The sequence below is a fragment of the Terrabacter sp. Soil811 genome (genome assembly GCF_001429655.1).
Taxonomy (GTDB): domain Bacteria; phylum Actinomycetota; class Actinomycetes; order Actinomycetales; family Dermatophilaceae; genus Terrabacter.
On record NZ_LMSX01000009.1, the window covers coordinates 290556 to 316721 of the forward strand.

The 26166-nt window shown below is 68.6% G+C and carries 23 protein-coding genes; 12 read left to right on the forward strand and 11 right to left on the reverse strand.

Features of this window, described 5'->3' with window-relative positions; translation table 11 throughout:
• Positions 1–15 precede the first annotated feature (15 nt).
• From ASH01_RS16855 to aqpZ, 4 genes are read right to left on the reverse strand one after another with little or no spacing between them, the layout of a single operon-like run.
• Complete coding sequence (locus ASH01_RS16855; protein WP_082619928.1) at positions 16–1041, reverse strand: rhamnan synthesis F family protein; 1026 nt, start codon at positions 1039–1041, stop codon at positions 16–18.
• A 41-nt stretch (positions 1042–1082) separates the two neighbouring features.
• Positions 1083–1925 (reverse strand): hypothetical protein, encoded by an 843-nt coding sequence (locus ASH01_RS16860; RefSeq protein ID WP_056778427.1) that lies wholly within the window; start codon positions 1923–1925, stop codon positions 1083–1085.
• Positions 1922–2542, reverse strand: a complete 621-nt coding sequence (locus ASH01_RS16865; protein WP_056778430.1) for a SatD family protein — start codon at positions 2540–2542, stop codon at positions 1922–1924. The genes ASH01_RS16860 and ASH01_RS16865 overlap by 4 nt, the downstream gene beginning before the upstream one ends.
• Positions 2543–2593: 51 nt before the next feature.
• Complete coding sequence (aqpZ, locus tag ASH01_RS16870; RefSeq protein ID WP_056778433.1) at positions 2594–3436, reverse strand: aquaporin Z; 843 nt, start codon at positions 3434–3436, stop codon at positions 2594–2596.
• Positions 3437–3748: 312 nt separating this feature from the next.
• On the opposite strand from aqpZ, the gene ASH01_RS16875 reads away from it, so the two are divergent.
• From ASH01_RS16875 to ASH01_RS16905, 8 genes are all read left to right on the forward strand, one after another.
• Positions 3749–5572 carry a polysaccharide biosynthesis protein gene (locus tag ASH01_RS16875; protein ID WP_235509642.1) on the forward strand — a complete coding sequence of 608 codons (1824 nt, stop codon included), beginning with the start codon at positions 3749–3751 and terminating at the stop codon, positions 5570–5572.
• Entirely contained in the window at positions 5569–6702 is a 1134-nt protein-coding gene (locus ASH01_RS16880) for a DegT/DnrJ/EryC1/StrS family aminotransferase (RefSeq protein ID WP_056778435.1), read from the forward strand. The genes ASH01_RS16875 and ASH01_RS16880 overlap by 4 nt, the downstream gene beginning before the upstream one ends.
• Positions 6699–7328 carry a sugar transferase gene (locus ASH01_RS16885; protein ID WP_056778438.1) on the forward strand — a complete coding sequence of 210 codons (630 nt, stop codon included), beginning with the start codon at positions 6699–6701 and terminating at the stop codon, positions 7326–7328. The genes ASH01_RS16880 and ASH01_RS16885 overlap by 4 nt, the downstream gene beginning before the upstream one ends.
• The gene (locus ASH01_RS16890) at positions 7325–8485 is read left to right on the forward strand and encodes a glycosyltransferase (RefSeq protein WP_056778442.1); all 1161 of its coding nucleotides are present in this window, start codon (positions 7325–7327) and stop codon (positions 8483–8485) included. The genes ASH01_RS16885 and ASH01_RS16890 overlap by 4 nt, the downstream gene beginning before the upstream one ends.
• 206 nt (positions 8486–8691) lie before the next feature.
• Positions 8692–9519, forward strand: a complete 828-nt coding sequence (locus tag ASH01_RS22635; RefSeq protein ID WP_082619929.1) for a glycosyltransferase — start codon at positions 8692–8694, stop codon at positions 9517–9519.
• A 5-nt stretch (positions 9520–9524) separates the two neighbouring features.
• The gene (locus tag ASH01_RS16895) at positions 9525–10778 is read left to right on the forward strand and encodes a lipopolysaccharide biosynthesis protein (RefSeq protein WP_156415632.1); all 1254 of its coding nucleotides are present in this window, start codon (positions 9525–9527) and stop codon (positions 10776–10778) included.
• Positions 10779–10841: 63 nt separating this feature from the next.
• Entirely contained in the window at positions 10842–12188 is a 1347-nt protein-coding gene (locus ASH01_RS16900; protein ID WP_056778448.1) for a hypothetical protein, read from the forward strand.
• A gap of 833 nt (positions 12189–13021) precedes the next feature.
• A complete protein-coding gene (locus tag ASH01_RS16905; protein ID WP_056778451.1) occupies positions 13022–13609 on the forward strand; it encodes a methyltransferase domain-containing protein in 588 nt (195 codons plus the stop codon).
• 200 nt (positions 13610–13809) lie between these two features.
• Here ASH01_RS16905 and ASH01_RS16910 read toward each other — a convergent pair whose 3' ends face one another.
• The 4 genes from ASH01_RS16910 to rfbB form a co-directional block, all read right to left on the reverse strand.
• Entirely contained in the window at positions 13810–15078 is a 1269-nt protein-coding gene (locus ASH01_RS16910; RefSeq protein WP_056778454.1) for a nucleotide sugar dehydrogenase, read from the reverse strand.
• Positions 15075–16001, reverse strand: coding sequence for an NAD-dependent epimerase/dehydratase family protein (locus ASH01_RS16915; RefSeq protein WP_056778458.1), 927 nt, complete (start codon positions 15999–16001; stop codon positions 15075–15077). Before ASH01_RS16915 ends, ASH01_RS16910 begins: the two co-directional genes overlap by 4 nt.
• 64 nt (positions 16002–16065) lie before the next feature.
• Positions 16066–16935, reverse strand: a complete 870-nt coding sequence (rfbD, locus tag ASH01_RS16920; RefSeq protein ID WP_056778460.1) for a dTDP-4-dehydrorhamnose reductase — start codon at positions 16933–16935, stop codon at positions 16066–16068.
• The gene (gene rfbB, locus ASH01_RS16925) at positions 16932–17945 is read right to left on the reverse strand and encodes a dTDP-glucose 4,6-dehydratase (protein ID WP_056778463.1); all 1014 of its coding nucleotides are present in this window, start codon (positions 17943–17945) and stop codon (positions 16932–16934) included. The genes rfbD and rfbB overlap by 4 nt, the downstream gene beginning before the upstream one ends.
• A gap of 74 nt (positions 17946–18019) precedes the next feature.
• On the opposite strand from rfbB, the gene ASH01_RS16930 reads away from it, so the two are divergent.
• Both ASH01_RS16930 and ASH01_RS16935 read left to right on the forward strand, forming a co-directional pair.
• Positions 18020–19363 carry a UDP-glucose dehydrogenase family protein gene (locus tag ASH01_RS16930; RefSeq protein ID WP_056778465.1) on the forward strand — a complete coding sequence of 448 codons (1344 nt, stop codon included), beginning with the start codon at positions 18020–18022 and terminating at the stop codon, positions 19361–19363.
• 142 nt (positions 19364–19505) lie between these two features.
• Positions 19506–20111 carry an arsenate reductase/protein-tyrosine-phosphatase family protein gene (locus ASH01_RS16935; protein WP_235509647.1) on the forward strand — a complete coding sequence of 202 codons (606 nt, stop codon included), beginning with the start codon at positions 19506–19508 and terminating at the stop codon, positions 20109–20111.
• A gap of 74 nt (positions 20112–20185) precedes the next feature.
• On the opposite strand, the gene ASH01_RS16940 is transcribed toward ASH01_RS16935, so the two are convergent.
• Positions 20186–21805, reverse strand: coding sequence for a polysaccharide biosynthesis tyrosine autokinase (locus tag ASH01_RS16940; RefSeq protein ID WP_235509643.1), 1620 nt, complete (start codon positions 21803–21805; stop codon positions 20186–20188).
• Between the two features lie 143 nt (positions 21806–21948).
• Here ASH01_RS16940 and ASH01_RS16945 point away from each other — a divergent pair, with 143 nt between their 5' ends.
• Positions 21949–22872 carry a hypothetical protein gene (locus ASH01_RS16945; protein ID WP_156415633.1) on the forward strand — a complete coding sequence of 308 codons (924 nt, stop codon included), beginning with the start codon at positions 21949–21951 and terminating at the stop codon, positions 22870–22872.
• A gap of 39 nt (positions 22873–22911) precedes the next feature.
• Here ASH01_RS16945 and ASH01_RS16950 read toward each other — a convergent pair whose 3' ends face one another.
• Positions 22912–23928, reverse strand: coding sequence for a glycosyltransferase family 2 protein (locus ASH01_RS16950; protein ID WP_056778475.1), 1017 nt, complete (start codon positions 23926–23928; stop codon positions 22912–22914).
• 8 nt (positions 23929–23936) lie between these two features.
• On the reverse strand, positions 23937–25007 hold the full coding sequence (locus ASH01_RS16955) for a glycosyltransferase family 4 protein (RefSeq protein WP_056778478.1): 1071 nt from the start codon (positions 25005–25007) through the stop codon (positions 23937–23939).
• Between the two features lie 270 nt (positions 25008–25277).
• Here ASH01_RS16955 and rfbA point away from each other — a divergent pair, with 270 nt between their 5' ends.
• A complete protein-coding gene (gene rfbA / locus ASH01_RS16960; protein WP_056778482.1) occupies positions 25278–26156 on the forward strand; it encodes a glucose-1-phosphate thymidylyltransferase RfbA in 879 nt (292 codons plus the stop codon).
• Positions 26157–26166 lie beyond the last annotated feature (10 nt).

The following is a 26166-nucleotide window of genomic DNA, read 5'->3' on the forward strand; positions in this document are numbered from 1 at the left end:
CCATGGCGTATGCCGTTACGCCGGGTCGGTGCCCGGGGCGCGGTCGCGGTTGCGGCGGGCCTTCGCTGCCTTGTCGGCCTCCTCGGCCTTGGCCGCCAGAGTCGCGTCGCGGTACCACTGGGGCAGCGGGTCGGCGCGGACCGCTCGGGGCGCAATCACGGTGCCGTCGCAGTCGTACTGTCGGCGACCCAGCAGCTCGGGCAGCACGGTCATCGCGCGCTCGAGGGCGTGGGCGAGCGTGCCGTCCTTCGGGGTCGGCTCGCGGACGAAGCCGAGGGTGTCCTGGCGCAGCAGCGGACGGATCGCGTCGAGGCGGGTCCAGAACATCGTCCCGGCGAAGAAGCCGAGCTCCCTCGGGTCGTCGAGCCGGGACAACGCCTCGGGCGTCACAGCCGGCTCGACGAGGCGGCGGACGGTGTCGGCGTTTCCGGCCCAGTAGGTGGAGAGGGCGAAGTAGCTGCCTCGGGGGCCGATGACCCCGGTGTCGGGGCGGTGCAGCACCTCGACGAGCTCGGCCAGGATCGCCGGGTCGGTGGGGACGAGCTGCTCGATCATCTGGTCGCGCCAGACGTCGCCGGCGCCGAAGTGGAGCGACTTCTTGGCGTGGATCTTGAGGGCTGCGACGTAGCCGCGGTCGGCGAGGTGCTCGGCCACCACGAGGAAGGGCAGGACGTCGCGGCCCCGGTTGGGCACGGTGACGCACCGTGTGCCCGGCAGGGCTGCCTCGACCTCGGGCGCGAGGTGGGCGTGCTGTCGGGGGAGCGTGACGTAGAGGTCGACTCCCGCGGCGGCGAGGCGCTCGAGTGACGGCACGAGGGCGGGCCACACATCGGCGTAGTAGAGGTGCAGGACGGCGGCCGTGTCGCCGGTCCGGGGTCGGCCCCGGGGGCCGCGACGGTCGAGGCGGTCGAGGCGATCGAGGTGACGACGGGCGGCGCGCACCGCCAGCACGTCCCGCAGGTCGGTGCGCTGCTCGCGGAGGCGAGCGCGCACCGGACGGAGGCGTCGACGGATCCGACGGCCGAGAGTGGGGCGTGGCATGTCTCTCCTGCGCAGGCGTGGTGGGAGGGCGGCGGGACGGCTCAGACGGTGAGGGCGAGCGACCCGAGGGCGATGAGCCAGCTGACGAAGCTGCCGACGAGAAAATACTCGGTGACGTCGTCGATGCCGGCCGGGCCGCCCGGGTAGGAGCCCGTCCCGGTGGGGTCGCCGCTCGCCGAGCGGGCGGCCGCCTGGATCTCGGGGAAACGGAGCAGTCCCTTGGCGGCGATGACGAGACCGGCAGCGCCGAACTCGCCGGCCACGCCGAGGCCGAGGATGACGAGGCGCTCCATGGGCCCGAGCAGGCGCCCGCCCTTGAGGCGGTCGGCGGGCTGGCCGCTGGTCGGCGGAGCAGCACGCCCCGTGAGGGAGGCGGCGGCCGCGGCGGCTGCGTTGGCGTTGGTGACGTCGGACGGGCGCAGGGCCCCGATGGTGAGCAGGACGAGGCGCACGATGACGTTGGCCGTCGCGACGTTGAAGAGGACGAGCCCGGTGAGGAGCAGGACCCGCCCGACAGGGAGCGGACCGGTGCCCGGGAGGTCGGCCCAGCCGAGCCAGGTCTCGAGCGCGCCGCCCGCGGGCGACGCTGCCCCGGAGAAGGCGAGGAGACCGACGACGAGGGCCGCGAAGACGGCCAGCGGCGCGAGGGCGCCCCGACCCGTCATCTGGGTGCGACGCGACAGCTCGGCCCATCCGGCCCCGGCAATGGCGGCGAGGGCGAGGGCGAGCAGGTCAGCCCAACCGTGCATCCCGGCCACGAGCGCGAGGCCGAGGATGACGACCGGGGCGGCCACGTGCCCGACGGCCCGGCCGGGTCGCCATGACGTCGACCGGACGATGTCGCCGACGCCGATGCCGGCGAGGACGATCGACAGCCACGTCACGGCAGGTCGCCGAGCGTCGTCATCGCCTCGAGCGCGACCCCGATGCCGTCACGGCGCACGCGCTGCGAGACCGCGGACGGGCTGATGCCGACCCGGTCGGCGACGTCGTGCTGCGCGTGGCCGTGCATGAGTCCTCCGAGGATCTCGCGTGAGGTGGTCGACATGGAGCCAACCATGAAGTCCAGACAGTCGAGCGCGGCCCGCACCGCTGCGACGGTGGCCGGAGCCTCGTCGGGGGCGACGTAGGCCGTCCGGGACGTGCGCGTCTGGGCGCGCTGCGCCCGGTCCTCCGCCACGGTGATGGCCTCGCGGGCGGCCCAGTAGGCAGGCCCGTCGTGGATGCCGCGCACCGGGTCGAGCGTCGTGACGGCGCCGCGGCCGAGGCCGAAGCGGACGTCCGCCCGGGGGAAGAGCTCGGTGCGGACGACGAAGCTGGCCCGCAGCGCCGCTCCCAGGGTGGGGTAGACGCCTTGGAACTCGTCACCGACGGTGATGACGGCCGGGTCGTCGATCGGCACCTCGGCGTTGGCCCGGGCCACGGCCGCCTCGAAGGCGTCGTGCAGGGCCTGGCGCTCGCGGTGGGTGCGGGACTCGACGATGTCGCCGATGAGTGCCACTGGTGAAGGTTCAACCTTCAGATCTGACATGTGAAGATCATATCTTCATATTCAGGAAATAGAGCCTTGGCCTTCATTCGAGTCGACGTCGAGGACGGGTCGGCCCTCGTCGTCGACCGCGGCGTTCTCGACCATGTCGGTCGAGCCGCTGATGTCCATGTCGTCGCGGCGCTCGCCGGTGATCCAGGCGAAGGTGCTGCCGGCGATGAGGCCACCGAGGATCGGCGCCACCCAGAACGCCCACAGCTGCCCCGGGGCGCCGTTGCCGTTGAAGAAGGCGACGGCGGTCGAGCGGGCCGGGTTGATCGAGGCGTTGCTGATCGGGATGGCGACGAGGTGCGCGAGGAGCAGACCGAAGCCGATGGCGAGCGGGGCGAAGCCCCTGGGGGCGTCGTCCTTCGTCGCGCCGAGGACGATGTAGACGAAGAAGGCGGTGACGAGGGCCTCGACGATGAGCACCCCGCCGAGCGCGAACCCGCCGGGGGAGTGGATGCCGAAGCCGTTGGCCGCGAGGTTGCCGGTGACGGGACGTCCCGTCGAGGAGAGCAGCCCGGCAAGGGCTCCGCCGGCGAGCAGGCCGCCGACGAGCTGGGCGCCGACGTAGGCCGGCACCTCGCGCCACTCGAAACGCTTCGCGACGGCGATGCCGATCGTGACCGCGGGGTTGAAGTGCGCCCCGGAGACGTGCCCCACGGCATACGCCATCGTCGTCACGGCGAGCCCGAAGGCGATGGCGACGCCGAGGTGGCCGATGCCGTAGTCGATCACCTGCCCGTCGAGGGTCCGGGCGACGAACTTCGCGTCGAAGATGGCCGAGCCGCAGCCGATGAAGACGAGCCAGAAGGTCCCGAGCGCCTCGACGGCGAGGCGTGAACTCATCTTGGGGGTGTACATCGGGCTCCTCCAGCACTGACGTCGGGGCCGAACCGCCCGGGAGGCTCCCGGTGCTCGCAGCGTAGTGGACCGTCAGCGCCCGAACAGGGGATGACGTACGCCGTCCGCGGGCTCGGAGGTCGACGTGTCCACGGAATGTGACATGTCCGGGGATATGCCTATTGACGGCTATCATTCGGGTTACGCGTGGTTTGACCGAATTGGTGCACAAAGTCGCCAGTCACGTCGGGTTCGGGACGATGTCGTCAACCGTCGCAGAACCCGTGACGCGTACGTGAACCAAGGCACGTCAGGGATTGTGGTGAGTTCAGGGTGACAGCACAGGTGCGCAGGGCTCGATGGGTCCGCCTCGGCTGGGCTGCCGTCGACGCCTTGATCTGGGTCGTGATGCTCTTCGCGGCGCTCTGGATCCGCCTCGACTTCGGCATCGACGAGACGTTCCTCAGGGGCACGGCCTACTTCGCGCTCGCCGCCATGGTGGGACAGCTCGCCGTCGGCTACCTCGTCGGCCCCTACTCGATCAGTCACGTGCTCGGCTCGTTCGAGGAGATCGTCGAGCTCATGACGACGACCGCGATCGTCGGAGCCATCCTCTTCCTCTGGTCGCTCATGGTGAGCCCGCCCGTCATCCCGCGCGGTGTGCCCCTGACCGCCGGAGCCCTCGCCATCGGGCTCATGTTCGCCCTCCGCTTCGTCGTGCGAACCGTACGGTCACACCGGGCGATGCAGACCGCGGCCGAGCGCCGTGCCATCGTCCTCGGCGCCGGTGAAGCCGGGCGGCGGCTGCTGCGCAGCATGAAGTACGACGGTGCCGGCCCCTTCGTGCCGGTCGCCTTGCTCGATGACGACCCGTCGAAGCACCGACTGCGGCTCGAGGGCCTTCGCGTACGCGGTACGCGTGCCGACCTCGCCGCGGTCGCCGAGCGCTACGAGGCCGACACCCTCGTCCTCGCCCTCCCCAACGCCGAGGCCGCCACCCTGCGTGACCTGGCCGCCCGTGCGGCCGATGCCGGTCTCGACGTCGTCAGTCTCCCGCCCCTCAAGGACATCATCGGCGGGCGCCCCACCCCGAACGACCTGCGGGACCTCGACGTCGCCGACCTGCTCGGACGTCGTCCGGTGCAGCTCGACACGACCGCCATCGCCGATCAGATCTCGGGCCGACGTGTCCTCGTCACTGGCGCCGGCGGCTCCATCGGGTCGGAGCTGTGCCGCCAGATCGCGCGCTTCGGCCCGTCCCGGCTCTACATGCTCGACCGCGACGAGTCCGGCCTGCAGGCAACCGAGATGAGCCTCTCGGGCCACGGGCTGCTCGACTCCGACGACCTCATCCTCGCCGACATCCGCGACCCGAAGGCGCTCGCGGACGCCTTCGACCGGGCCCGGCCCGAGGTTGTCTTCCACGCGGCCGCCCTCAAGCACCTGCCCCTGCTCGAGGCGCACCCGCTCGAGGCCTGGAAGAGCAACGTCATCGGGACCCTCAACGTCCTGACAGCCGCCGAGGCTGCCGGCGTCTCGACGTTCGTCAACATCTCGACGGACAAGGCCGCCAACCCGACGTGCGTCCTCGGCTACAGCAAACGGCTGGCCGAGCGTCTGACCGCCGACTTCGCCCACCGCGCCAACGGCCGCTACGTGTCGGTGCGCTTCGGCAACGTGCTGGGCTCGCGTGGCTCGGTCGTGCACGCCTTCACGGCCCAGATCGAGATGGGCGGCCCGATCACCGTCACCCACCCCGACGTCTGCCGCTACTTCATGCTCATCCCCGAGGCCTGTCAGCTCGTCCTCGAAGCGGCGTCCATCGGTGTCGATGGTGAGGTCATGGTGCTCGAGATGGGCGAGCAGGTGAAGATCCTCGAGGTCGCCCAGACCCTCATCCGGATGAGCGGGCGGCGTGACATCGACATCGTCTTCACCGGCCTGCGCCCCGGCGAGAAGCTCGGCGAGGAGCTCTTCTCACCAGACGAGGACCGGCGTGGCACCGGCCACCCGCTCGTCGACAGCGTCGGCGTGCCCTCGATCCAGCCGGAGGCCGTGCTCGACATCACCTTCGCGGGAGCCGAAGGCGGCCGCGACTGGATGAGGCGCGAGGCCCTGGTCAACGGACACCTCACGGCGGAAGCGATCCAGCGGTGAGCCGCATCCACCTGTCGAAGGCCGACGTCACCGACGTCGAGGAGGCATACGTCCTCGATGCCCTGCGCTCCGGCTGGATCGCGCCTCTCGGACCCCACGTCGACGCCTTCGAGGCCTCGATCGCAGAACGCGTCGGTGTGGCCGGGGCCCTCGCCCTGTCCTCCGGCACGGCGGCCCTCCATCTCGCGCTGCTCGATGCCGGTGTGGGACCGGGGACCCACGTCCCGGTCTCGAGCCTGACGTTCGCGGCGACCGTCAACGCGATCCTCTACACCGGCGCCGAGCCGGTGCTCGTGGACTCCCAGAGCTCGGACGGCAACGTCGACGTCGACCTGCTCGTGCAGGCCGTCGACGTGTTGCGCGAGGAGGGAAGGTCCGTCCCAGCAGTCGTGCCCGTGGACCTCTTCGGTCGCTGTGTCGACTACTCGCGACTGCTCCCTCTCCTCGCCGATCGCGAGGTCGTCGTCGTCGAGGACGCGGCCGAGGCGCTGGGGGCCTCCCACGCGGGGCGAGCCGCCGGGTCGTTCGGTCAGTCGTCCGCCCTGTCGTTCAACGGCAACAAGATCATGACGACCTCGGGCGGCGGCATGCTGCTGAGCGACGACCTGGAGCTCCTGGAACGCGCGCGCTACCTTTCGACCCAGGCGCGCCAGCCGGTGCCGTGGTACGAGCACACCGACGTCGGCTACAACTACCGGATGTCCAACGTCCTCGCGGCGCTGGGCCGGGGTCAGCTCGAACGTCTCGACGCCATGATCGCCCGTCGTCGTGAGATCAGGGACCGCTATGCGAAGGCGCTCGCACCGTACAGCGACGTACGCCTGTTGGGGCGTTCGGGGCCCGACACCGACGACGCGGACAACTGCTGGCTCACGACGATCGTCATCGATCGCGACGGACCGGGCGTCGCCAACTCCGCGGTGTCCGCGCTCAACCGGGCAGACATCGAGGCGCGCCACGTGTGGAAGCCCATGCACCTCCAACCGGTCTACGCGACGCACCGCGCCTTCGGCAACGGGGTCTCCGACGAGCTCTTCCGCACGGGCGTCACCCTTCCGAGCGGGGCGGGCCTCACTGACTACGACATAGACCGGGTCGTCGACTCGCTGACCGCGCACCTGGACTCATGACTGCACGGCTCCCCGACACCAAGCGGGTCCTCGACCTGGCGATCGCCGTGCCCGCCTTCGTAGTTTCGCTTCCCGTCCAGGGACTCGTGGGCCTCCTCGTCAGCCTCAAGCTCGGTCGCCCGGTGCTCTTCGCACAAACAAGGCCGGGGCTGAACGGCGTGCCGTTCACGATGCGCAAGTTTCGAAGCATGCTGCCGGTCGACCAGGCCCTGGGGCAGGTCGACGACGCCTCCCGGATGACGAGCTTCGGACGGGTTCTGCGGTCCACGAGCCTGGATGAGCTGCCGACCCTGTGGAACGTGATCCGCGGAGACATGTCGCTCGTGGGGCCACGGCCCCTGCTCATGCAGTACCTCCCGCTGTACTCCCCGGAGCAGGCGCGGCGACATGACGTGCGTCCGGGCCTCACCGGGCTCGCCCAGGTCTCCGGCCGCAACGCGCTCACGTGGGAGGAGAAGTTCCGTCTCGACGTCGAGTACGTCAAGCGGCGCACCCTGCGCATGGACGTGCGGATCATCCGCGACACGGTGACGGCCGTTCTGCGTCGGGAGGGTGTCTCTGCCGCCGACTCGGTGACCATGCCCGAGTTCCGCGGAAGTGACGTCCCCGGGGACGCCGCCGCGTGAGGCCCGTGCTCAACGGGAGGGCCGTCTTCGCCTCGACCGTTCCGGTCACCATCCTGAAGTTTCACGTCAACACGGTCCGGATGCTCAGGGCGCGGGGCTACGAAGTTGCGCTCGTGTCGTCCGACGGTGCTGACCTGGCGGAGGCAGCCGAACAGAGCGGCTCGGCCGCCCACCCGATCCCCATGTCCCGCTCCATCTCGCCGGTGAGAGATCTCGCAGCCTTGATCCGCTGGCTGGGCCTGCTCGCCAGGATCAGGCCGGGCGTCGTCATCGCTGGCACACCGAAGTGCGCCCTGCTGGCACTCACCGCCGCGCGAGCCACACGGGTTCCGAGACGGGTGTACATGTGCGGGGGCCTGCGGCTTGAAGGTGAGCAGGGTTGGCGCAAGAAGCTGCTCGTGGGTATGGAGCGGGTCGCCATGGGGGCGGCAACGGAAGTCGTCGTGAACTCCCGCTCGCTCTACGACGAGGTGCTCGCCGCCGAGCTGGTCAGGCCCGAGGTCTTGCGCCAGACCCTTCCGGGCAGCAGCCACGGAGTCGACTCAGAGCACTTTGCTCCGCGGCCCCCTGATCGGACACTTGGACTCTCTTTGGGTTTGGACCCTGACGTCCCTGTGGTCGGCTTCGTTGGGCGACTCACTCGGGACAAAGGCATCGACACCCTGATCGAGGCGGCTCTCTTGCTCGAGGGGGAGGGCCGAGCATTCCAGCTCCTCGTCGTGGGTCCTCAGAACGAGCCAGACTCTGCCGCCTACGTACAGCGGATCCGGCACACGACTCTGAGCGCGACCGTGGTCGGTGACGCGGACGATGTTCGGCCCTACTTTGCGCTCATGCAGGTGCACGTCCTACCGTCACTGCGCGAAGGGTTCCCGAACGTGGTGCTCGAAGCGGCGGCCATGGAGATCCCTACAGTGACGACAACAGCTACAGGCTGTCGAGACTCAGTGCTCGACGGGACAACCGGGCTGCTGTTTCCAGCGGAGGACGGACGAGCCTTGGCCCTTGCTCTACGAGAACTTCTTGGAAATGCCGAGGCTCGGCAGGCACTAGGTCGTGCCGCTCGCGTGTGGGTCACGTCTGAGTTCCTGCCAGACCGCATCGCCGAACAGATCGTCAACGGCGCGACCGTTCCCGCGCCCAAGGAGAAGCTGTGACGGTCCATGCCTTTTCTTCGTACAGCCCGGAGGCAGGAAGCACACGCGTCCGGTTGTACGACTGGTTCCGGCACCTGGGCCTGACGGCGGAGAGACACACCTTCATTGGTCAGCGCGACGCGCGAGGTTCCACCCTTGTCCGGAATCTCCCAAACGTTTTCAGTGCCGAGGTGCGTCTTCGGCGAGCGGACGTCCGTGGATCCACCGTGATCATGTCTCGCGAGGCCAGTCCATTGAGTTCGGGTCGAGTCGAGCGCCGGCTGCTGCGTGACGCCGGGCATTCGGTGTACGACTTCGACGATGCCCTGTTTCACGATCTCTCGGCGGTCCGTCGATACCTGGGTCAACATGGCAAGTGCCAGAGTCTGGTGTCAGCTGCGGACGTTGTCATCGCTGGGAATGACTATCTGGCTGAGTGGGCCTCAGCATTCTCGTCGAACGTCACCATGGTGCCCTCCTGTGTCGAACCAGACGACTACCTGCAGAAGTCATCGTGGGAAACTGCAGAGCGGCCCGTCATCGTATGGCTGGGTTCTCCATCGACAGAGCAGTTCGTCGCGGATATCGCAGGTCCTCTCAGAACGGTGCATGAGATGACCGGAGCGCGCCTTCGACTAGTCAGTGGAGCGAGTGACAACCCGGCGCTCGGCTCCATCAACCACATGATTGATCGCATCCCGTGGAGTCCCACGTCCTTCGCGCCTGCACTCGCAAGTAGCGACATCGCTATCGGTCCGCTCACCGACACCCCCTTCGCACGAGGCAAGTGTGCCTACAAACTTCTCCAGTACGCCGCCGCGGCCTTGCCGATGGTCGCTGCCCCCGTGGGCGCGAATGCCCTGGCATTGCAGCGTTTCGATGGGCTCTCAGCATCAACGCCTTCAGATTGGACAGAAGCTTTGACGGAGCTCCTCTCCGAACCGTCATCCGGGCGCAAGAGGCGTGGTGACGCGGCGCGTGATGCTGTCGAGCGCTATTACGCGTTCTCAGCGTGGTCGCGGGAGTGGGCCTCCGCGCTAGGGCTGCGACTGTGAGCACGGTGTCGACGTACATCAAGCTTTCTAGGACTCTGCGCAGTCGCGAGGCCTCGGTTGTGATGGCCATGGGCTTCATGGCCGCCAGCGCCAGCCTTTTCGCTGTGCTTACCTCGCGCTGGCTCGGTCCAGCTGACCGTGGCGTGGTGGTGGTAACGGCGACGACGGGCTCCCTGCTGATGTTGCTCGGCTCGCTTGGCGTCAGCACAGGCGGCCGCGTGCTCCTTGCCCGTACGCCCGCTCTTCCGCTCAGCCGCTACTTGTCCGTAGTGGGGCGGCTAGCAAGCGTGCACATTGCGACAGCCTCGGTCGTGGGGCTGGGCGTGCTCTGGGTCACGAATAGCCTTAATGACCCTGTCATCGGCCTTCTCTTTGTGCCGTACGCCGTACTAATGCTCCTGACCTACTTGCTCCGTGAGTGCCTTCACGGGCTCGGCAGACACACGACCGCCGTTCGGGGGGACATCGCTACTACGTCGGTACAGACCATTCTTGTTCTTTGCTCGGCGCCATTCGGGCTCGTCAGTTTGCGGTTCGTTCTCGGAGCCATGCTTGCTGGTCAGGCTGTTCAAGTCCTGCTCCTTCTCAGGAGTGTCGGGCGAGAGCGGAGAGCACAGTTGGCGCTGAATCAGCGGGGCTTCAAGGACGTACCGACGACGGCCGTCATACGGTTCAGTCTCTCAGCGGTGCCGGTGCTCTTCGGCCAAGCGTTCGTGATCCGTGGCGATCGTCTGCTGCTTGGCGCGATGTCTTCCCCAGCAGCGGTTGGGATCTACGGAGCCGCGGCCACGTTCACTGAGCTACTTTGGCTCATATCCAGCGGCGTGAGTCAGATCGCCTTCAAGCGTTCGACGCAGACCGGTTCAAGTTTAACGAGCGCACGTCACCGTCGCTACGCGCTCGCGCTAACTGCTGGAGGCTGCGTCACATTGGCTGTGGTGGCACCTTTCCTGATCCCCCTGTTGTTGGGTGAGTCATTCAATGACTCGGTGCCCTTGGTGTGGGTACTAAGTGTTGCGGCGCTGCCCATGGCCAGCTACCAGATCGACGTCGCGGTGCTCAACGGTCTTGGCCATATGAGGCGCGCAGCGGTCATCACTGCGGCCGGTTCCGGCACGCTTGGGGGGCTTTGCCTATTGTTGATACCGCGGGTGGGTGCATCGGGTGCCGCCTACGCCAGTTTGGCTGCCTACTCTGTCCTGGCGCTGCTGGCACGAGCCGAGGTCCGGCGCAGGAACGCGGACCTGAGCGGGTCATGATGAGCACTGCCTCGACGGTGCCCCAACACCGTGACTGCGTCGTAGAGGTTTTGTATCGATTCGATGGTCTCGTCCGTGTTGTCTGAATTGCGCGCGTACACTCCGCTGGTGGAACTCGGACTATCAGTCGGCGTGCTCGTCGGGCTCGGCGCGCTCATCGTTGCCGCTCTGGCGCGCTGGGCCGGGCACTCGAAGCCGCTGTGGATCGTCTACGCGGCACACCTCGGGACGGGCCTTCTAGTCCACATCTTTAACCTCGTCCCATCGCCCGACGCAGCCCTCTATGACGACCTCGCGCGCCGGCAGCTTGACTACTGGTCCGGCGTCTCGTTGTTCGAGCCGACGTTCACGGATGGCAAAGAGGGGTGGATGCTGCTTCTCGCGGTCGTGTACTGGCTGCTCACGCCAGACATTGTGCTCGGCGTCACCCTCAACTGCATCGTTGCGACTGCCACCGCTGCCGTCCTGATGCAGATCACCCAGCGCCTTGGCTGGGAAGGGGCCGCCCGCGCGGCCGCCTACCTCACGCTTCTGCCGGGTCTGCTGCTTTGGTCGGTGCTGCCCCTCCGCGAGTCGTTTGTGTGGCTTTTCACTGCCCTCGCGGCGTGGGCAGCGGCTGGATTGCTCCAACCTGCCCGCCGTGTCCGGGCTGCCCTCGTGTTGGTCGTTGCGATCGGCTGCGGACTGTTCTTTCGAGGTTCCGTGATCGCGATCCTCGTCGCCGGTCTCGGAGTGGGGGTGTTCCTCGCACGGCAGCGCGCCTCTAAGTTCGCGGTGGCCCTCTGTGTCGCGCTGCTCGTCGGGATGGCCGGGCCGGGCCTGTCAGTGATCGAACGCACCGGGGTCACCTCGAGCCTCGATCAGGTCAACCGGTCCCGCTCGTCCCTGTCCACGGCAGCGTCAGGTTTCGAGGTCGAGCGATACCAAGGCCTCGGGTCGGTGACGAGCACCCTGCCGAGCACACTCCCGCGAGTTGTCGTCGGCCCGTACCCGCAGGAGCTCATTAACTTGGGGATGTTGGTGTGGGTCGACTGGGCGGCTTGGCTCCTGCTTCTCGTCCTCGCCTCGCGTGGAGCAAGGCGAGCGCCCGGGCGTGGCAGATGGCTGCTGGCATCACCCGCAGCCGCGCTCGCCTTCGCGCTCGCCGCCACCTCCGGGAACTACGGCACGATGATCCGCCTTCGTGAACAGGTCGGTGTCCTGCTGGTCCCGCTCGCGGCAGCCGGCCTCACCTACGCGAAGCGTTCGAAGGTGAACCCTCTACCGACTACGGGGGCCGAGGCAGCCGTGCAGGCCATCCACCAGCCGAAGGTCAGTCTCCCGAGTCGACCAGCTCTCCGACCGGACGACCGTGCTGGACACATCGCGACACTTCATCCCGTCCGACTAGATGGGCTTGAAGAGCGTTGAGCCGTAAAATACTGCAGGCTTGACGACTCTGGTCGCCGGCGAACCTTGCCCAGCGGTAACCAGTCCGGCGCGGATCGCGTGCCTGGCGCCACGGTCCCGGCGGCAACGGGCTCAAAGGCGACGGTGGTCGCCGACGTTCCTGGGGGCTACTGCAGCCAATTGAACGAGAACCGCTCCACCGTGTCGCGCGTAACTCGAGTCGGGAACGTCACGTACAGCGCCCGGCCGGCACTACCCGGCGCGCCATCGCCCGTCACAACTGTCCGCTTCGAATGGCGTTTCGAGCTGCAGGCGCCCTTCGTGTTGCTGGGGTACGCGCATCGACCCCCCCCGGCCAGTTCGTAAGCGTCCGCAGCGCATACCGCTGCTGCCTCCAGCGACGAATTAAGCGTCGCCAGGTTGCTGAGCCCTCGGTACGAGACGTAGGTTGCCTGCGGCCAAGCGAGCGTCGGCCGCCGTCGTGTCCCTCAGGCCAGGATCTTCCACACCGCTGCGATCGTCGGTTGCACCACCTTGCCGCTGCGGCCTATCGCTCGGCCGCATACCTATGTGGCCGTTGCCCCTGCTGTCGATGAGGATGTTCGTGAGCATCGCAGTGGTCTCACCGCGACGAGCGCCGGACTTGTGCTGCTAGCGAATGCCTCAACCCGCACCCGTAAGCTGGGGCCTCAGTGAGGCGTCGCGATCGGGCGGGCATTGATGCTCCGCTCAAGGCAAGGCTTGGCCCTGTCCACTCTGACTGACGAGCGATCGGCTGAAGTCGCGCGCACGAGTGAGTCCCCGCCGACGACTCGGCGCGCGCTCCTCATGTCTCAACGCTAGCGTGCGGAAGCATGGATCTGACTATTCTCGAGAGGCGACCGCTCAGCCTCGAGCTGGGCTGCGCCGGCAACAAGAGGAACCCGGACGCGGTCGGTGTCGACCTGCTGGACATGCCCGGCGTGGATGTGATCGGTGACGCAATGGAAGTTCTCCAGAAGTTGCCGGACGAGAGTGTTCAAGCCGTCTATAGCGAGCACTTTATGGAGCACATAGCCGATGCAGAGGCCTTGGTGCGCGAGGCTGCTCGGGTCTTGATTCGTGGTGGAGAGTTTCGGGCAGTCATACCCCACTTTTCCAACCCGGCGTTCTACTCCGACCCCACTCACAAAAGTCAATTCGGTCTTTACACATTCGGGTATTGGAGTCGCGCAACACCATTCCGCCGCAAGGTGCCGACGTACTCTGAACCGGCACCATTGGTGGTTGAGGAGACCATGTTCAGATTCAAAGCAGCGCGCCCCTTCTACGTGCGCCACGGCATTGTGAAACTACTGTCATCCTGGGTCAATCTCTCGGGATGGACCAAGGAATTCTACGAGGCTCATGTGTGCTGGCTCATGCCCGCATACGAGATCGAGTATGTTTTGCGCAAGGTCTAGCTACTCCACGCTGACGACCATCGCATCTTGAGGAATGACTTCCTGACTACATGTCTGTCGTCCAAGTTGCCCGCTGCCTCGGGTGGCTGCCGACGAGAGTCGGCAGGACGGCGCCTGGCCCGGCGCTCACGCTGTATCCGCCTACAAAGGTCTCTGGCGCGCGATCGGCTGAGTGACCGCCGGCGCCGGCGCGTTTTCCGTCAGAGACGCTGGACGCCGACCTGGGCGTCCAGTGCACCACGGGTGTCCAGGACAGCGGCGCCGCTCGAGCCGATGGCGTCGAGGTCGTACTGGGCGTGCGGCTGTAGCAGCACCACAACGTCCGCGGCGGCCAGCGCCGCGTCGAGGTCCGGGGCGCACGTCAGTACCGCATCGCTTCCACGCGGGCTCCACTGCGGGACGAAGGGGTCGTGGTACGAGACCTTCGCGCCCCACCCCGCGAGCCGGGCGGCGAGCGGGTCAGCCGGGCTCTCGCGACAGTCAGCGATGTTCGGCTTGTACGTGACACCGAGGAGCAGGACGTTCGAGCCGTTGACGGCCCGGCCCTGGTCGTTGAGCAGCGACCAGACGCGCGAGGCGACGTAGTCGGGGGCCGCGTGGTTGATCTCCTCGGCCAGCTCGACCATCCGGAAGGCGTAGCCGAGCTTGGCCTTGACGCGGTGCGAGAGGTACGACGGGTCGACCGGGATGCAGTGGCCGCCGACGCCGGGGCCGGGGCGGAAGGCCATGAAGCCGAAGGGCTTGGTCTCGGCGCAGTCGATGGCGTCCCAGAGATCGATGTCGAGCTCCTGCGAGAAGCGGAGCATCTCGTTGACGAGGGCGATGTTGACGTGCCGGAACGTGTTCTCGAGGAGCTTGGCCATCTCGGCCTCCTTGGCGCCCCGGGCCTCGACGACCGTGTCGATGAAGAGCGCGTAGAACTCCCGCGCACGGTGGGTGCACTCGGGGGTCATGCCGCCGACGACCTTGGGCGTGTTCTGCACGCCGTAGGTCGCGTTGCCGGGGTCGATGCGCTCGGGGGAGAAGGCGATGAAGACGTCGCTGCCGACGTCGAAGCGCCCACGTGTCACGAGCGGGGCGAAGATCTCTTCGGTCGTGCCGGGGTAGGTCGTCGACTCGAGGATGACGAGCGTGTCGGGGGAGAGGTGCTCACCGATGACCCGGGCGGCGCCCTCGACGGGACGCAGGTCCGGGCCGCCCTCGGCCGCGAGCGGTGTGGGCACGCAGACGACGACGACGTCGGCGTTCGCGATGCAGCCGGGGTCGTCGGTCGCCTCGTAGCCGTTGGCGATGCCCGCGGCGAGGTCGTCGTCGCTGACGTCGTCGATGTGGGAGACGCCCGAGTTGAGCGCCGACACGGTGGCGGAGTTCGTGTCGAGGCCGTGGACCTTGAGCCCGACCTCGGCGGCACGCAGGGCCATCGGGAGGCCGACGTAGCCCTGTCCGACGACGACGAGGGTCTTGCTCATGAGATCTCCTTGAACCAGGTGACGGTCTCGGCCAGGCCCTCGTTGAGGGACACGGGTGACACGTCGGGGAAGAGGGTGCGCAGGCTCGTGTTGTCGGCCTGCGAGTGCTTGACGTCTCCGGCTCGCGGCTCGCGGTGGACGACCTCCGCCGTCGTGCCGGCGGCGTGCTCGATGCGCGAGACGAGCTCGAGCAGCGTCGTGTTCGTGCCGAAGGCGAGGTTGACCGGCTCGGGGTGGGTGACCCGACGCTCGGCGGCGTCGAGGAGCACCTTGCAGACCGTGCCGACGTACGTGAAGTCGCGCGAGTTGCTGCCGTCACCGTTGATCGGCAGCGCCTCGCCGCGCATCAGCGCGTCGAGGAAGACCGGGATGACGGCGGCGTAGACGTGCCCCGCCCGCTGACGCGGTCCGTAGACGTTGAAGAAGCGGAACGCGAGGGTGTCCATGCCGTACGCCTGCTGGTAGCAGAGCGTGTACTGCTCGGTCGCGAGCTTGGTGACGGCATAGGGGCTCATCGGGCGGACCCACTCGCGCTCGTGCTTCGGCAGCGCGGGGTTCATCCCGTAGACCGAGCTCGACGAAGCGCAGGAGACGTGGGAGACGCCGGCCGCGCGGGCCGACTCGAGGAGGGTCAGCGTGCCGGTGGCGTTGGCCAGGTGGCTGGCGACGGGGTCGACGATGCTACGGGGGACGCTCCCGAGCGCGCCGAGGTGCACGACGGCGTCGGCACCTGTGACGGCGTCATCCGTGGCGTCGCGGTCGGCGACGGAGCCCTCGACGAGGCGGACGTCGATGTCGTCGACGTTCTCGCGGTAGCCGGTCGAGAAGTCGTCGAGCACCGTCACCTCGTGACCGGACTGGAGGGCAAGTCGTGCGAGGTTCGAGCCGATGAAACCGGCGCCCCCCGTGATGAGCAGTCGCATTTGCGCTTTCCGTAGCAGTCTGACCGACTTGCCCGATTCTAGGGCAGGTCGACGCCTGCTGCCGTCAGGCGTCCAGGTGCGTCCGGAGGCCCCCGCGCCAGTCGGGGACGGGGGTGACGCCCGCGCGCTCGAGGCTCTCGTGCGAGAGGACGCTCCAGGCGGGACGCGGGGCAGGCCGCGGGAAGGCGTCTGTCGTCGTCGGGAGCACCCGCTCGGGGTCGAGCCCGCTCAGCTCGAAGACGGCCCGCGCCAGCCCGAACCACGTCGTCTGCCCGCTCGCCGTGCCGTGGTGGATGCCGTATGCCGTGTCGCCGGCGACCAGACGCACGAGGAGGTCGACGAGGTCGACCGTCCACGTCGGCTGGCCCACCTGGTCGTCGACGACCGAGAGGGTCTCCCGCTCGCCGGCGAGCCGCAGCATCGTCGAGACGAAGTTCGGGCCGCCCGCACCGTAGAGCCACGCCGTGCGCACGACCCACGACTCGGGGCACAAGGCCCGCACGGCCCACTCCCCTGCGGCCTTGGTGCGGCCGTAGGCCGAGCGCGGCGCGACGGGGTGGTCGACGGCATACGGCTCGGTGGCCGTGCCGTCGAAGACGTAATCCGTGGAGACGTGGACGAGGCGTGCGCCTGCGCGCGAGCACGCGCGGGCCACGTTCGCGGCACCGACGGCGTTGACCGCGAAGGCGGCCGCCTCGTCGGTCTCCGCCGCGTCGACGGCGGTGTAGGCGGCCGCGTTGACGACGAGGTCGTGCCCGTCCACCGCCGCCACGCACTGAGCCGGGTCCGTGACGTCGAGGTCACCGCGACCCAGTCCCGTGACGACCCAACCGGCCGCACGCAGCGCCGGGACGAGGTCGTGCCCGAGCATCCCGCCTGCTCCGGTGACGAGGGCGCGCCCGGCGCCCTCCGGACCACCCGCGGTGGCGGTCATCGCCCGAGCCGAGCGTAGGTGCGCTCGGACTCGACCTTGGCGGCCTCCCACCACTCGCGGTGGGCGGCGTACCACTCGATCGTCGCCTCGAGGCCGGCGCGCACGTCGCCGTAGCGCGGCTTCCAGTCCGTCTCGAGGCGCAGCTTCGTCGCGTCGATGGCGTAGCGGAGGTCGTGGCCGGGGCGGTCGTCGACGTGCTCGAACCAGTCGTCGGGCTTGCCGAGCAGCTCGAGGACCATCCCGACGATCTCGAGGTTGTTGCGCTCGCCGTCGGCGCCGATGAGGTAGGTCTCGCCGAGCCGGCCCTGCTCGAGGATCGCGATGACGGCGTCGTTGTGGTCGTCGACGTGGATCCAGTCGCGCACGTTGAGCCCCGACCCGTAGACCTTGGGCCGGATGCCGTTCAGGACGTTCGTGATCTGGCGCGGGATGAACTTCTCGACGTGCTGGCGCGGGCCGTAGTTGTTCGAGCAGTTCGACACCGTCGCCCTGATGCCGAACGACCTGATCCATGCCCGCACGAGCAGGTCGGCCCCGGCCTTGGTGGCCGAGTAGGGCGAGGAGGGGTTGACCGGCGTCTTCTCGGTGAACCGCTCGTGGTCGTCGAGCTTGAGGTCGCCATAGACCTCGTCGGTCGAGATGTGGTGCAGGCGCTTCTCGTGCCGGCGGATCGCCTCGAGGAGGGTGAAGGTGCCGACGACGTTGGACTCGACGAAGGGCCACGGCGAGTCGAGGCTGTTGTCGTTGTGCGACTCGGCGGCGAAGTGCACGACCACGTCGTGGTCAGCGACGAGCCGGTCGACGAGCGGCGCGTCGGCGACCGAGCCCTCGACGAGCTCGACCGAGCCGTCTCCGCCCAGCTCGGCGAGAACCGGCGCGAGCGAACGGCGGTTGGCGGCATACGTCATCGAGTCGATGACGGTCAGGCCCCAGTCGGGCCGCACCTCGCGGGCGCGCAGGACGAAGTTCGATCCGATGAAGCCGGCTCCGCCGGTCACGAGCACGCGCATGGGGCCGAGGGTAACGAAGCGCCGGCAACTTCACGGCCACCAGCAGTTCTCCGGCGCTCGATATGCTGCCCGGCGTGAAGATCTCGGTCATCGGATGCGGTTATCTCGGAGCGGTGCATGCCGCGTGCATGGCCGACTTCGGCCACGACGTCGTCGGCCTCGACATCGACGAGCGCAAGGTGGCCAAGCTCGCCGCCGGCGTGCCGTCGTTCCACGAGCCCGGCCTCGAGCCGCTCCTGCGCCAGGGCGTGGCGGACGGCTCCCTGCGCTTCACGACCGACAAGACCGCCCTCGCCGACGCCCGCGTCCACTTCATCGCCGTGGGGACCCCGCAGCGCGGCGGCAGCTACGCCGCGGACATGAGCTACGTGTGGACCGCCGTCGAGGACATCATCGCCAACGCGAGCCCGTCGCCCGACGGCCCGATCGTCGTCGTCGGCAAGTCGACCGTCCCCGTCGGCACGGCGCAGGCCGTCGCCGACCGGCTCGCCGAGGCCGGCGTGGACGCCGTCGTCGTCTGGAACCCGGAGTTCCTCCGCGAGGGGTATGCCGTCCAGGACACGCAGCGTCCCGACCGCGTCGTCTACGGACTGCCCGACGACCGCGATCGCGGCGAGATCGGTCGCGCCGTCGTCGACGAGGTCTACGCCCCGATCATCGAGGCCGGCATCCCGCGGCTGCTCGTCAACTACCCGACGGCCGAGCTCGTCAAGGTCGCCGCCAACTCCTTCCTCGCCACGAAGATCTCCTTCATCAACTCGATGGCCGAGCTGTGCGACGCGTCCGGGGCGGACGTCTCGCGTCTCGCCGAGGCAATCGGCCACGACGACCGCATCGGCTCGAAGTTCCTCCAGGCCGGCATCGGCTTCGGTGGTGGCTGTCTGCCCAAGGACATCCGCGCCTTCATGGCCCGGGCCGGCGAGCTCGGCGTCGACCAGTCGCTGACCTTCCTCCGCGAGGTCGACTCGATCAACATGCGCCGCCGCGACCACGCCGTCGACCTCGCCTCCGAGATGGCCGGCGGTCGCCTCGTCGGCGTCAAGGTGGCCGTGCTCGGCCTGACCTTCAAGCCCGACAGCGACGACGTGCGCGACTCGCCCGCCCTCGACATCGCCGGCCGCCTCTGGGGCCGCGGCGCCAACGTCGTGGCGACGGACCCCGCGGGCGCCGACGCCGTGCGGCTGGCGCGGCCCGACCTCCAGATCGTCGACTCGGCAGTGGAGGCCCTCACCGGCGCCGACCTCGTCATGCTGCTCACGGCGTGGAAGGACTACGTCGAGCTCGACCCCGCCCAGGCCAAGTCGCTCGTCGCGACGCCGCGGATCATCGACGGGCGCAACGTGCTCGACCCGCGCGCGTGGACCGATGCCGGCTGGGACTACCGCGGTATGGGACGCAGGTCCAGCTCGATCTGGTGAGACGGCTGAGTCGGGATCCCACCGTGACCGCGCAACCGCCTGAGACAAACCACCCAGTTTTACCAAATCTGTACTTGAGTCACAGGCGCCCCACCTAGGATCGAGTTTCACGCGCACCACGCCAAGAAACTCAGGGGGCATGATGCTCGGGGAATCCCCTCGCGCCCGCGGCATCCTTTTCGTCTGCACCGGCAACATCTGTCGGTCTCCTTACGCCGAAAGGCGATTGCGGCAGCTCCTGCCGGATGCCGGCGTCCCGATATCGAGTGCCGGGACGGGCGCCATGGTCGGCTCGGCCATCGAGCCCGAGACGAGCGAGCAGCTGCGGCGTCTCGGCGCGGACGTCACCGCCTTCGCTGCGCGGTCCGTCACCCCGCAAATCATCGACGGGTCGGAGCTGGTCCTGACGATGACCCGGGCCCACCGAGGTGAGGTCGCGCGCCTGCACCCGGCCGCGATGCGGCGGATCTTCGCGCTCGGCGACTTCGCTGACCTGTGCCGCTCGTCCCAGACGTGGCGGCCGATCGTGCCCACCCACCCGTGGCTGCCGCAGGTCGTCGCCGAGGCCTCCGCGGCCCGCGGCACCGTCGCGCCGCAGGAGGCCGTCGACGTCGACGTCGTCGACCCCTACGGGCGCTCCACCAAGACGCACCTCGAGGCCTTCGATCGCATCGAGGACTTCCTCGCCGTCGTCCTCGCCGCGCTCGGCACGGTCGCCGGCTCCTCACGGGCGCAGCCCCGCCGCTGAGACAGACGAAGACCCCGTGACCAGCCTGGTCACGGGGCCTTCGTCTACAAGCGTCAGCGTCTTGGCGTCCGGATCTACCGGAAGATGGAGTCGCCCGCGGGATAGCCGGGCTCGTGCGCGGCAGCTCGCGGGTCGTACGGGGCCGACGGCTGGGCCGGTGCGGCCTGCGGGCTGCTCAGTGGCGCCGCTGCGGCAGCCGCCTCGGGTGCGCCCATGGCGCGGGCCCCCGTCGTGGACGGGCGGGGCGTGACTGGTCCGAGGTCCTCGTCCGAGGCGACCGGTCGACGATGGGCGCGCGGCGACCGGTCCTTGGCGCGCTGACGCTCGCTCTCGGGCCGGTAGTCGTACTCGTAGGTACCGTAGCCCGCACCCAGCTCCTTGGCCTTGACCCGGTTCAGGATGAGGCCAAGCACTGAACCGTTGACGGCCTCGAGCGAATCCAATGCCCGGCGCACGTGCTCGCGCTGCGCCACGCCGGCACCGACGACGACGAGGGCGCTGTCGACGATCGTGCTGAGCACGGCGGCATCGGTGACCGGCAGCAGCGGGGGAGCGTCGATGAGGACGTAGTCGAAACGCTCCGTCAGGTCCTCGATGAGCTGCTCCATGTTGGCCGAGCCGAGCAGCTCGCTCGGGTTGGGCGGGATGGGGCCGGCGCCGAGGAGGCGCAGGCCGGTGCGACCGAAGGGCTGAAGCACGTCGTCGACCTCGACGCGCCCGACGAGCACGTCCGTGAGGCCGACGGAGCCCTCGAAGCCGAGGTAGTCGAGAAGGCGCGGACGGCGCAGGTCGCCCTCGATGACGACGACCTTGAGCCCGGTCTCGGCGAGGCTGAGGGCGAGGTTGGCGGTCGTCGTCGACTTGCCCTCACCCGGCAGCGAGGACGTGACGACGATCGACTTCGGCGGGTTGGCGACGTCGATGAACTGGAGGTTGGTGCGCAGCGACCGAAAGGCCTCCGCGCGCTGCGAGCGGGGGTCGACCTGGACGATGAGCGGGTGGGCCGACGCGTCCTCATCGAAGGCGATTCCGCCGAGGATCGTGCGGTCGGTGACCGCCTCGAGGTCACGCTGGGACTTCACTGACTTGTCGAGCACGTCGCGCAGCAGGGCGACGCCGAAGCCGAGCAGGAGGCCGAGGACGAGTCCCAGGGCGAGGTTGCGCGTCGGCTTCGGGCTCACCGGAGCTGGCTCCAACGTAGCCGGGGACGTCACCCCTACCGCGATGGGAGACTCTTTGCCCGGACGGCTCTCGATCTCGGCGATGTACTTCGGGAACACCTTCGAGATGGCTGACGCGATGCGTTGGGCGCCGGCAGGAGTGCTGTCAGTGACGGTGACGTCGATGAGCACGGTGTCGAGCGGGATTGACGTCGTCACACGCTCCGCCAGCAGCGTGGGCGTTGTCTTTAGGCCCAGGTCGTCGATGACCGGCTGCAGAACGCTCGGATCCTTGAGCACCTGTGCATAGGTCTTGACGCGCGCTTGGCTGAACGTGTTGCCCTGAGCAAGCGACGACGTCGTGTCGTCACTTCCCGGCGTCGACACGAAAAAACGAGTCGTCGCGGCATACGTGCGTGGTGTGAGCGCCGTGTAGGCGGCTGCTAGGCCGAGGGTCACGAGAGCAACGGCGGCGATGATCATCCACCGCTTACGGATCACGTTGAGGTAGTCCTGCAGCTCCACTGTCGCCATCATTTCTCATCGGCCGCGCCCGGTGACACAGCTCCCCGCCGGACAATTCCGACACATCGGTTCACGCGCATCCTAGTCCGAGACGTCCCGAATGCGATGTTCGAGTCCAGCGGGTCCGTAGAGTGAGGCTCGTGATTCGGTGGATGTCGGACAGATCGGTGGGTCGGCTGGCGCTCGTGGGCCTGCTGGCCCTCGTCGTCGGAGACCTCGTCCTTGTCGCGCTCGCCTTCCGGCCCGACGCCGCGGGGGCCGCCGCGCAGTCTCCGACGCCCGTGTCAGCGCCGACCAGCGCCGCCCCGACAACCAGCGCAGCGCCGGCAGCCGGCGCGACACCTGTGCGTGACGTCATCGCCGCTGTCGACGCCGACCGCGCGTGGCGCGGCACGCTCGGCACGTGCCGCGACGGCGGCGCGAGCCTGACGGTCACGGCCGACGGCGGACGCACGTGGACCACGCGAGCCGCCCCGGTCCAGGCCTTGGGGCGCGTCCAGCCCGTACATGCCGACCGTGGCTTCGTCATCGGGGCCAAGGGCGCCGGGTGCTCGTTGGGGGAGTACGCCACCGACGACGACGCCGCGACGTGGCGGGGACCGCGGGCGGTCGAGGGCGGCTGGTCGCGCGTCCCGGGCGGGGACCCGAAGGTCGTCATCACGCCCAAGCGTCCCGACGCCCGCCCCTGCGGCACCACGACCGTCGTCGACCTCGCCCGGGTCAGTGCCACCCGCGCCGTCGTCCTCTGCGCCGACGGCCGCCTGGTCCGCTCCGGCGACGGCGGAGGCACGTGGACCACCATGGCCACCGTCGAGGGCGCGCTGGCCGTCGGGGCCCGGGTCGACGGCAGCACGCCGGCCGTCTTCATCGCCCGCGCCACCGACGACTGCGCCGGGGTCGAGGTCGCCAAGGTCTCCGGCAGCGCGGCCGCCAAGGTCGCCTGCGTCAAGACTTCGCTCGGTGGGGCGGACGGCAAGGTCTCCATCAGCGTCGTCGACGACGCCGGCTGGCTGGCCGTCGCGGACGCGACCTGGCGCTCCGACGCGAGCTTGGAGACGTGGCGAGCAGTCCCGTGACGTAGGGCTCCGGCCTCCGGCCGCTCCGGGCGCGGACTGCTAGGTGTGCCAGCCGTAGCCAACGCGAGGGTCCGAGGGCGCATCAACCGCGCGCCTCAGGCCCGTTCGCATCCAGAACTTGGGCGGACGCCAGAGCAGGAGGTGGCCACAGGACTCAGCCGCGAGGCGAAGCCGAGGCGTTCCGAGCCGGGAGCGCGGCGAGCTCAGAGCCAGGTGCCACTTGGCCTGGGCGAGGTCGCGCTGGCGGGCGCGCCACACCTTGGAGAGGCTTCTCCTTTCAGCTCGGGTGATGTCAGGGGCGTGGTACGTCATGGACCAGTTCCGACGGGCGGCCCGGACGTACCGGACAGGATCGGAAGTGGCGTTCGACGAGTGACGACGGTATGAGACCTGCGGCGCATCCATCACCGCTATCGGACCGAGTCGCGCCAAACGCATGAAGAAGTACCAGTCCTCGGCGCCGGCAAGGTGAGAGGCGAAGCCGCCGACAGTCCTGACGGCTTCTGTACGAATGAGGGCGCAGGCCGGTGGGTAGAGGCGGCTCTGGTCGAACAGCTCGAGGAACGTGATGTCGCGGGAGGGTTCGAGGGGGACGAAACGCCGGCCGTCCAGCACTCGGCGGGTGTTCATGTGCGTCGCGAAATCTGCGGCCTCGATGCGGTGCCCCTCCGCATCGACCAAGACGGCGGTGGTGCGAACAGCAGTCGAATCCGGCCGCGACGCGAGTTGCTCGATCGCTCTGACGAGGAACTCGGGTGGTAGCACGTCGTCACCATCGAGGAAGACAACGAAGGCGGACGCGCCGGACGCACGGGCGAAGCCGGCATTGCGCGCGGCGCCGGCGCCTGCATTCGGCTGCCTCACCAGGCTGACTCGACCGTCGGACAGGAACGGCAGAGCGGCCTCGGCGCTGTCGTCGGTCGACCCGTCGTCCACGAGGATCAGCTCCCAGTCCTGGTGCGACTGCGCCAGCACACTCGAGATCGCGTGACCCAGGAAGTCTCGACAATTGTGGAAAGGCACAATGACGGTGACGAGGTCGCGTGTCTGGGTCATCGGACGGCTCACGTCGCGAAGGCGCTGACCGTGGAGGTGAGCTTCGCCGACGCGGTCGTCCAGCTGAGCAGCTCGGCCCGTTGCCTGCCGCGCACTCCCCACTGCTGACGTAGCGTCTGGTCATCCAGGAGGGCCTCGATGACCTCAGCCAGGCGCGAGCTGTCATTCTTGGGTACGACGAGAGCGCCGTCCCCGGCGCACTCGGGCATCCCCCCTGAGTCGGCGACGATGGTCGCTGCTCCACACGCCATTGCCTCGAGCGTGGTCAGGGGCCAAGGGTCATCCCAACGTGAGGGCAGCGCGACGATGTCAGCCCACCGGTAGTGGGCGGCGACCTCGGAGCGCTCGGTGAAGGGCACGAAGGAAACGGCCCCGGGTAGGTCCGCTGCTGTGCGGCGCAGGATCTGCTCGTAGCTGCTCAAAGCGCCTCCCGGCGAGAAGCCGGCGCTCCCGACGATCCTGACCTCCAGGTCGTGACGGGCCAGAAGCCGGCAGGCCGACAGAACGAGATCAGGACCCTTCTCCCTCACGACACGCCCGAGGAACAACACCCGCACGCGATCCCTGTCACCTCTGCGCTCGCTGGGAGAGAAGGCGGTGGTGTCGACGCCGTTCAGCACGACCTGGACGTTCTGACGCAGACGTGCAGGCATTCGAGGTGCGAGGCGTTCTGCCAACCACGAACTCACCGCCACCACTCCCTCGAAACCGTGACAAGCCCGACTGGCGACCCCGGGGAGCGCACCAGGCAGACCTTCGTTGTGCGCGTAGAGAATCGTCGGAATCTGCTTTGGCGCGTGTCTGGCCAGAAAAGGGCCGTTGTGGATCATGAGCGCGGCCGCATCATCAGGCACGTGGTCCATGGCATCGCCCATGCTGTGCTCGAGGAAGGGTTTGCCCCACCCGGCCCTTGCCGCGACGGCATCGGCGCGTGCAGCGGGCGCTGACACGTACGGTCCCGGCTCGTACTCGAGCGCCCGAGCCGACTCGTAGCGCTCACGGTAGGTGGTGCGGGCGACCAGCACCGCGTGAGACTGCGCTGCTGGTGCGGCAGCGGCCAGACCGTCAATCACGGTCATGACGGCAGAGCCGGTTCTCGGCGAGAAGTGGTCGTGTGGGGTGGGTAGATGCACGATGGGGCGCGACACATGACTCCCTGCGGGAACTCGTCGAGGTCCGCTCATGCTAGACGTCGCCTGACGGGCTGAAGTGGCTATCGGCCGATCCGCAGCCTCTTGAGATCGCGACACGAGGAGCCGTGCGGTGTCAGGACGTCTGCCGGGCTCCAACCCGCCCAGAGAGGCATCGCTGGACGACGTCTCATGCCCGAGCACCTAGGCTGACCGACCATGAAGGGGATCATCCTGGCGGGGGGCACGGGCAGCCGGCTGCACCCGATCACGCGCGGCATCAGCAAGCAGCTGATGCCCGTCTACGACAAGCCGATGGTCTACTACCCGCTGTCGACGCTCATGATGGCCGGCATCCGCGAGGTCCTCGTCATCACGACCCCGGTTGACGTCGAGCAGTTCCAGCGCCTCCTCGGTGACGGCTCCCAGTGGGGCATGACGATCACGTATGCCGTCCAGCCGCGTCCCGAGGGGCTGGCGCAGGCGTTCGTGCTCGGTGCCGACTTCATCGGCGACGACCGGGTGGCGCTCGTCCTCGGTGACAACATCTTCTTCGGCCCGGGGCTCGGCACCCGCCTCGCCGACCACACCGACGTCGAGGGCGGCCACGTCTTCGCCTACCGCGTCGCCGACCCCACGGCCTACGGCGTCGTCGAGTTCGACCCCGACGGCCACGTCATCTCCATCGAGGAGAAGCCCGAGCACCCGAAGTCGAGCTACGCCGTGCCGGGCCTCTACTTCTACGACAACGACGTCGTCGCCATCGCCCGCGGCCTGACCCCGAGTGCGCGCGGCGAGCTCGAGATCACCGCCGTCAATGACGAGTACCTCCGCCGCGGCACCCTGTCGGTCAGCGTCCTGCCGCGCGGGACCGCGTGGTTCGACACCGGCACGTTCGAGGGCCTCATCGAGGCCAGCCAGTACGTCCACGTCGTCGAGGCCCGGCAGGGCCAGAAGATCGGCTGCGTCGAGGAGATCGCCTGGCGCAACGGGTGGCTCGACGACGACGGCATGCGACGGCACGCCGACGACCAGGCCAAGAGCGGTTACGGTCTCTACCTGCACGCCCTCCTCGCCGAGGGCAAGGACACCCCGTGAAGGCAAGGAC

Excerpts from the sequence above, each read along its gene's own strand:
- ASH01_RS16855 (WP_082619928.1), bottom strand. The coding sequence starts at position 1,041 with ATGCCACGCCCCACTCTCGGCCGTCGGATCCGTCGACGCCTCCGTCCG.
- aqpZ (WP_056778433.1), bottom strand. The coding sequence starts at position 3,436 with ATGTACACCCCCAAGATGAGTTCACGCCTCGCCGTCGAGGCGCTCGGG.
- ASH01_RS16885 (WP_056778438.1), top strand. The coding sequence starts at position 6,699 with ATGACTGCACGGCTCCCCGACACCAAGCGGGTCCTCGACCTGGCGATC.
- ASH01_RS16900 (WP_056778448.1), top strand. The coding sequence starts at position 10,842 with ATGGTCTCGTCCGTGTTGTCTGAATTGCGCGCGTACACTCCGCTGGTG.
- ASH01_RS16905 (WP_056778451.1), top strand. The coding sequence starts at position 13,022 with ATGGATCTGACTATTCTCGAGAGGCGACCGCTCAGCCTCGAGCTGGGC.
- ASH01_RS16910 (WP_056778454.1), bottom strand. The coding sequence starts at position 15,078 with ATGAGCAAGACCCTCGTCGTCGTCGGACAGGGCTACGTCGGCCTCCCG.
- ASH01_RS16915 (WP_056778458.1), bottom strand. The coding sequence starts at position 16,001 with ATGCGACTGCTCATCACGGGGGGCGCCGGTTTCATCGGCTCGAACCTC.
- rfbD (WP_056778460.1), bottom strand. The coding sequence starts at position 16,935 with ATGACCGCCACCGCGGGTGGTCCGGAGGGCGCCGGGCGCGCCCTCGTC.
- rfbB (WP_056778463.1), bottom strand. The coding sequence starts at position 17,945 with ATGCGCGTGCTCGTGACCGGCGGAGCCGGCTTCATCGGATCGAACTTC.
- ASH01_RS16935 (WP_235509647.1), top strand. The coding sequence starts at position 19,506 with ATGCTCGGGGAATCCCCTCGCGCCCGCGGCATCCTTTTCGTCTGCACC.
- ASH01_RS16940 (WP_235509643.1), bottom strand. The coding sequence starts at position 21,805 with ATGGCGACAGTGGAGCTGCAGGACTACCTCAACGTGATCCGTAAGCGG.
- ASH01_RS16945 (WP_156415633.1), top strand. The coding sequence starts at position 21,949 with ATGTCGGACAGATCGGTGGGTCGGCTGGCGCTCGTGGGCCTGCTGGCC.
- ASH01_RS16950 (WP_056778475.1), bottom strand. The coding sequence starts at position 23,928 with ATGACCCAGACACGCGACCTCGTCACCGTCATTGTGCCTTTCCACAAT.
- ASH01_RS16955 (WP_056778478.1), bottom strand. The coding sequence starts at position 25,007 with ATGACCGTGATTGACGGTCTGGCCGCTGCCGCACCAGCAGCGCAGTCT.
- rfbA (WP_056778482.1), top strand. The coding sequence starts at position 25,278 with ATGAAGGGGATCATCCTGGCGGGGGGCACGGGCAGCCGGCTGCACCCG.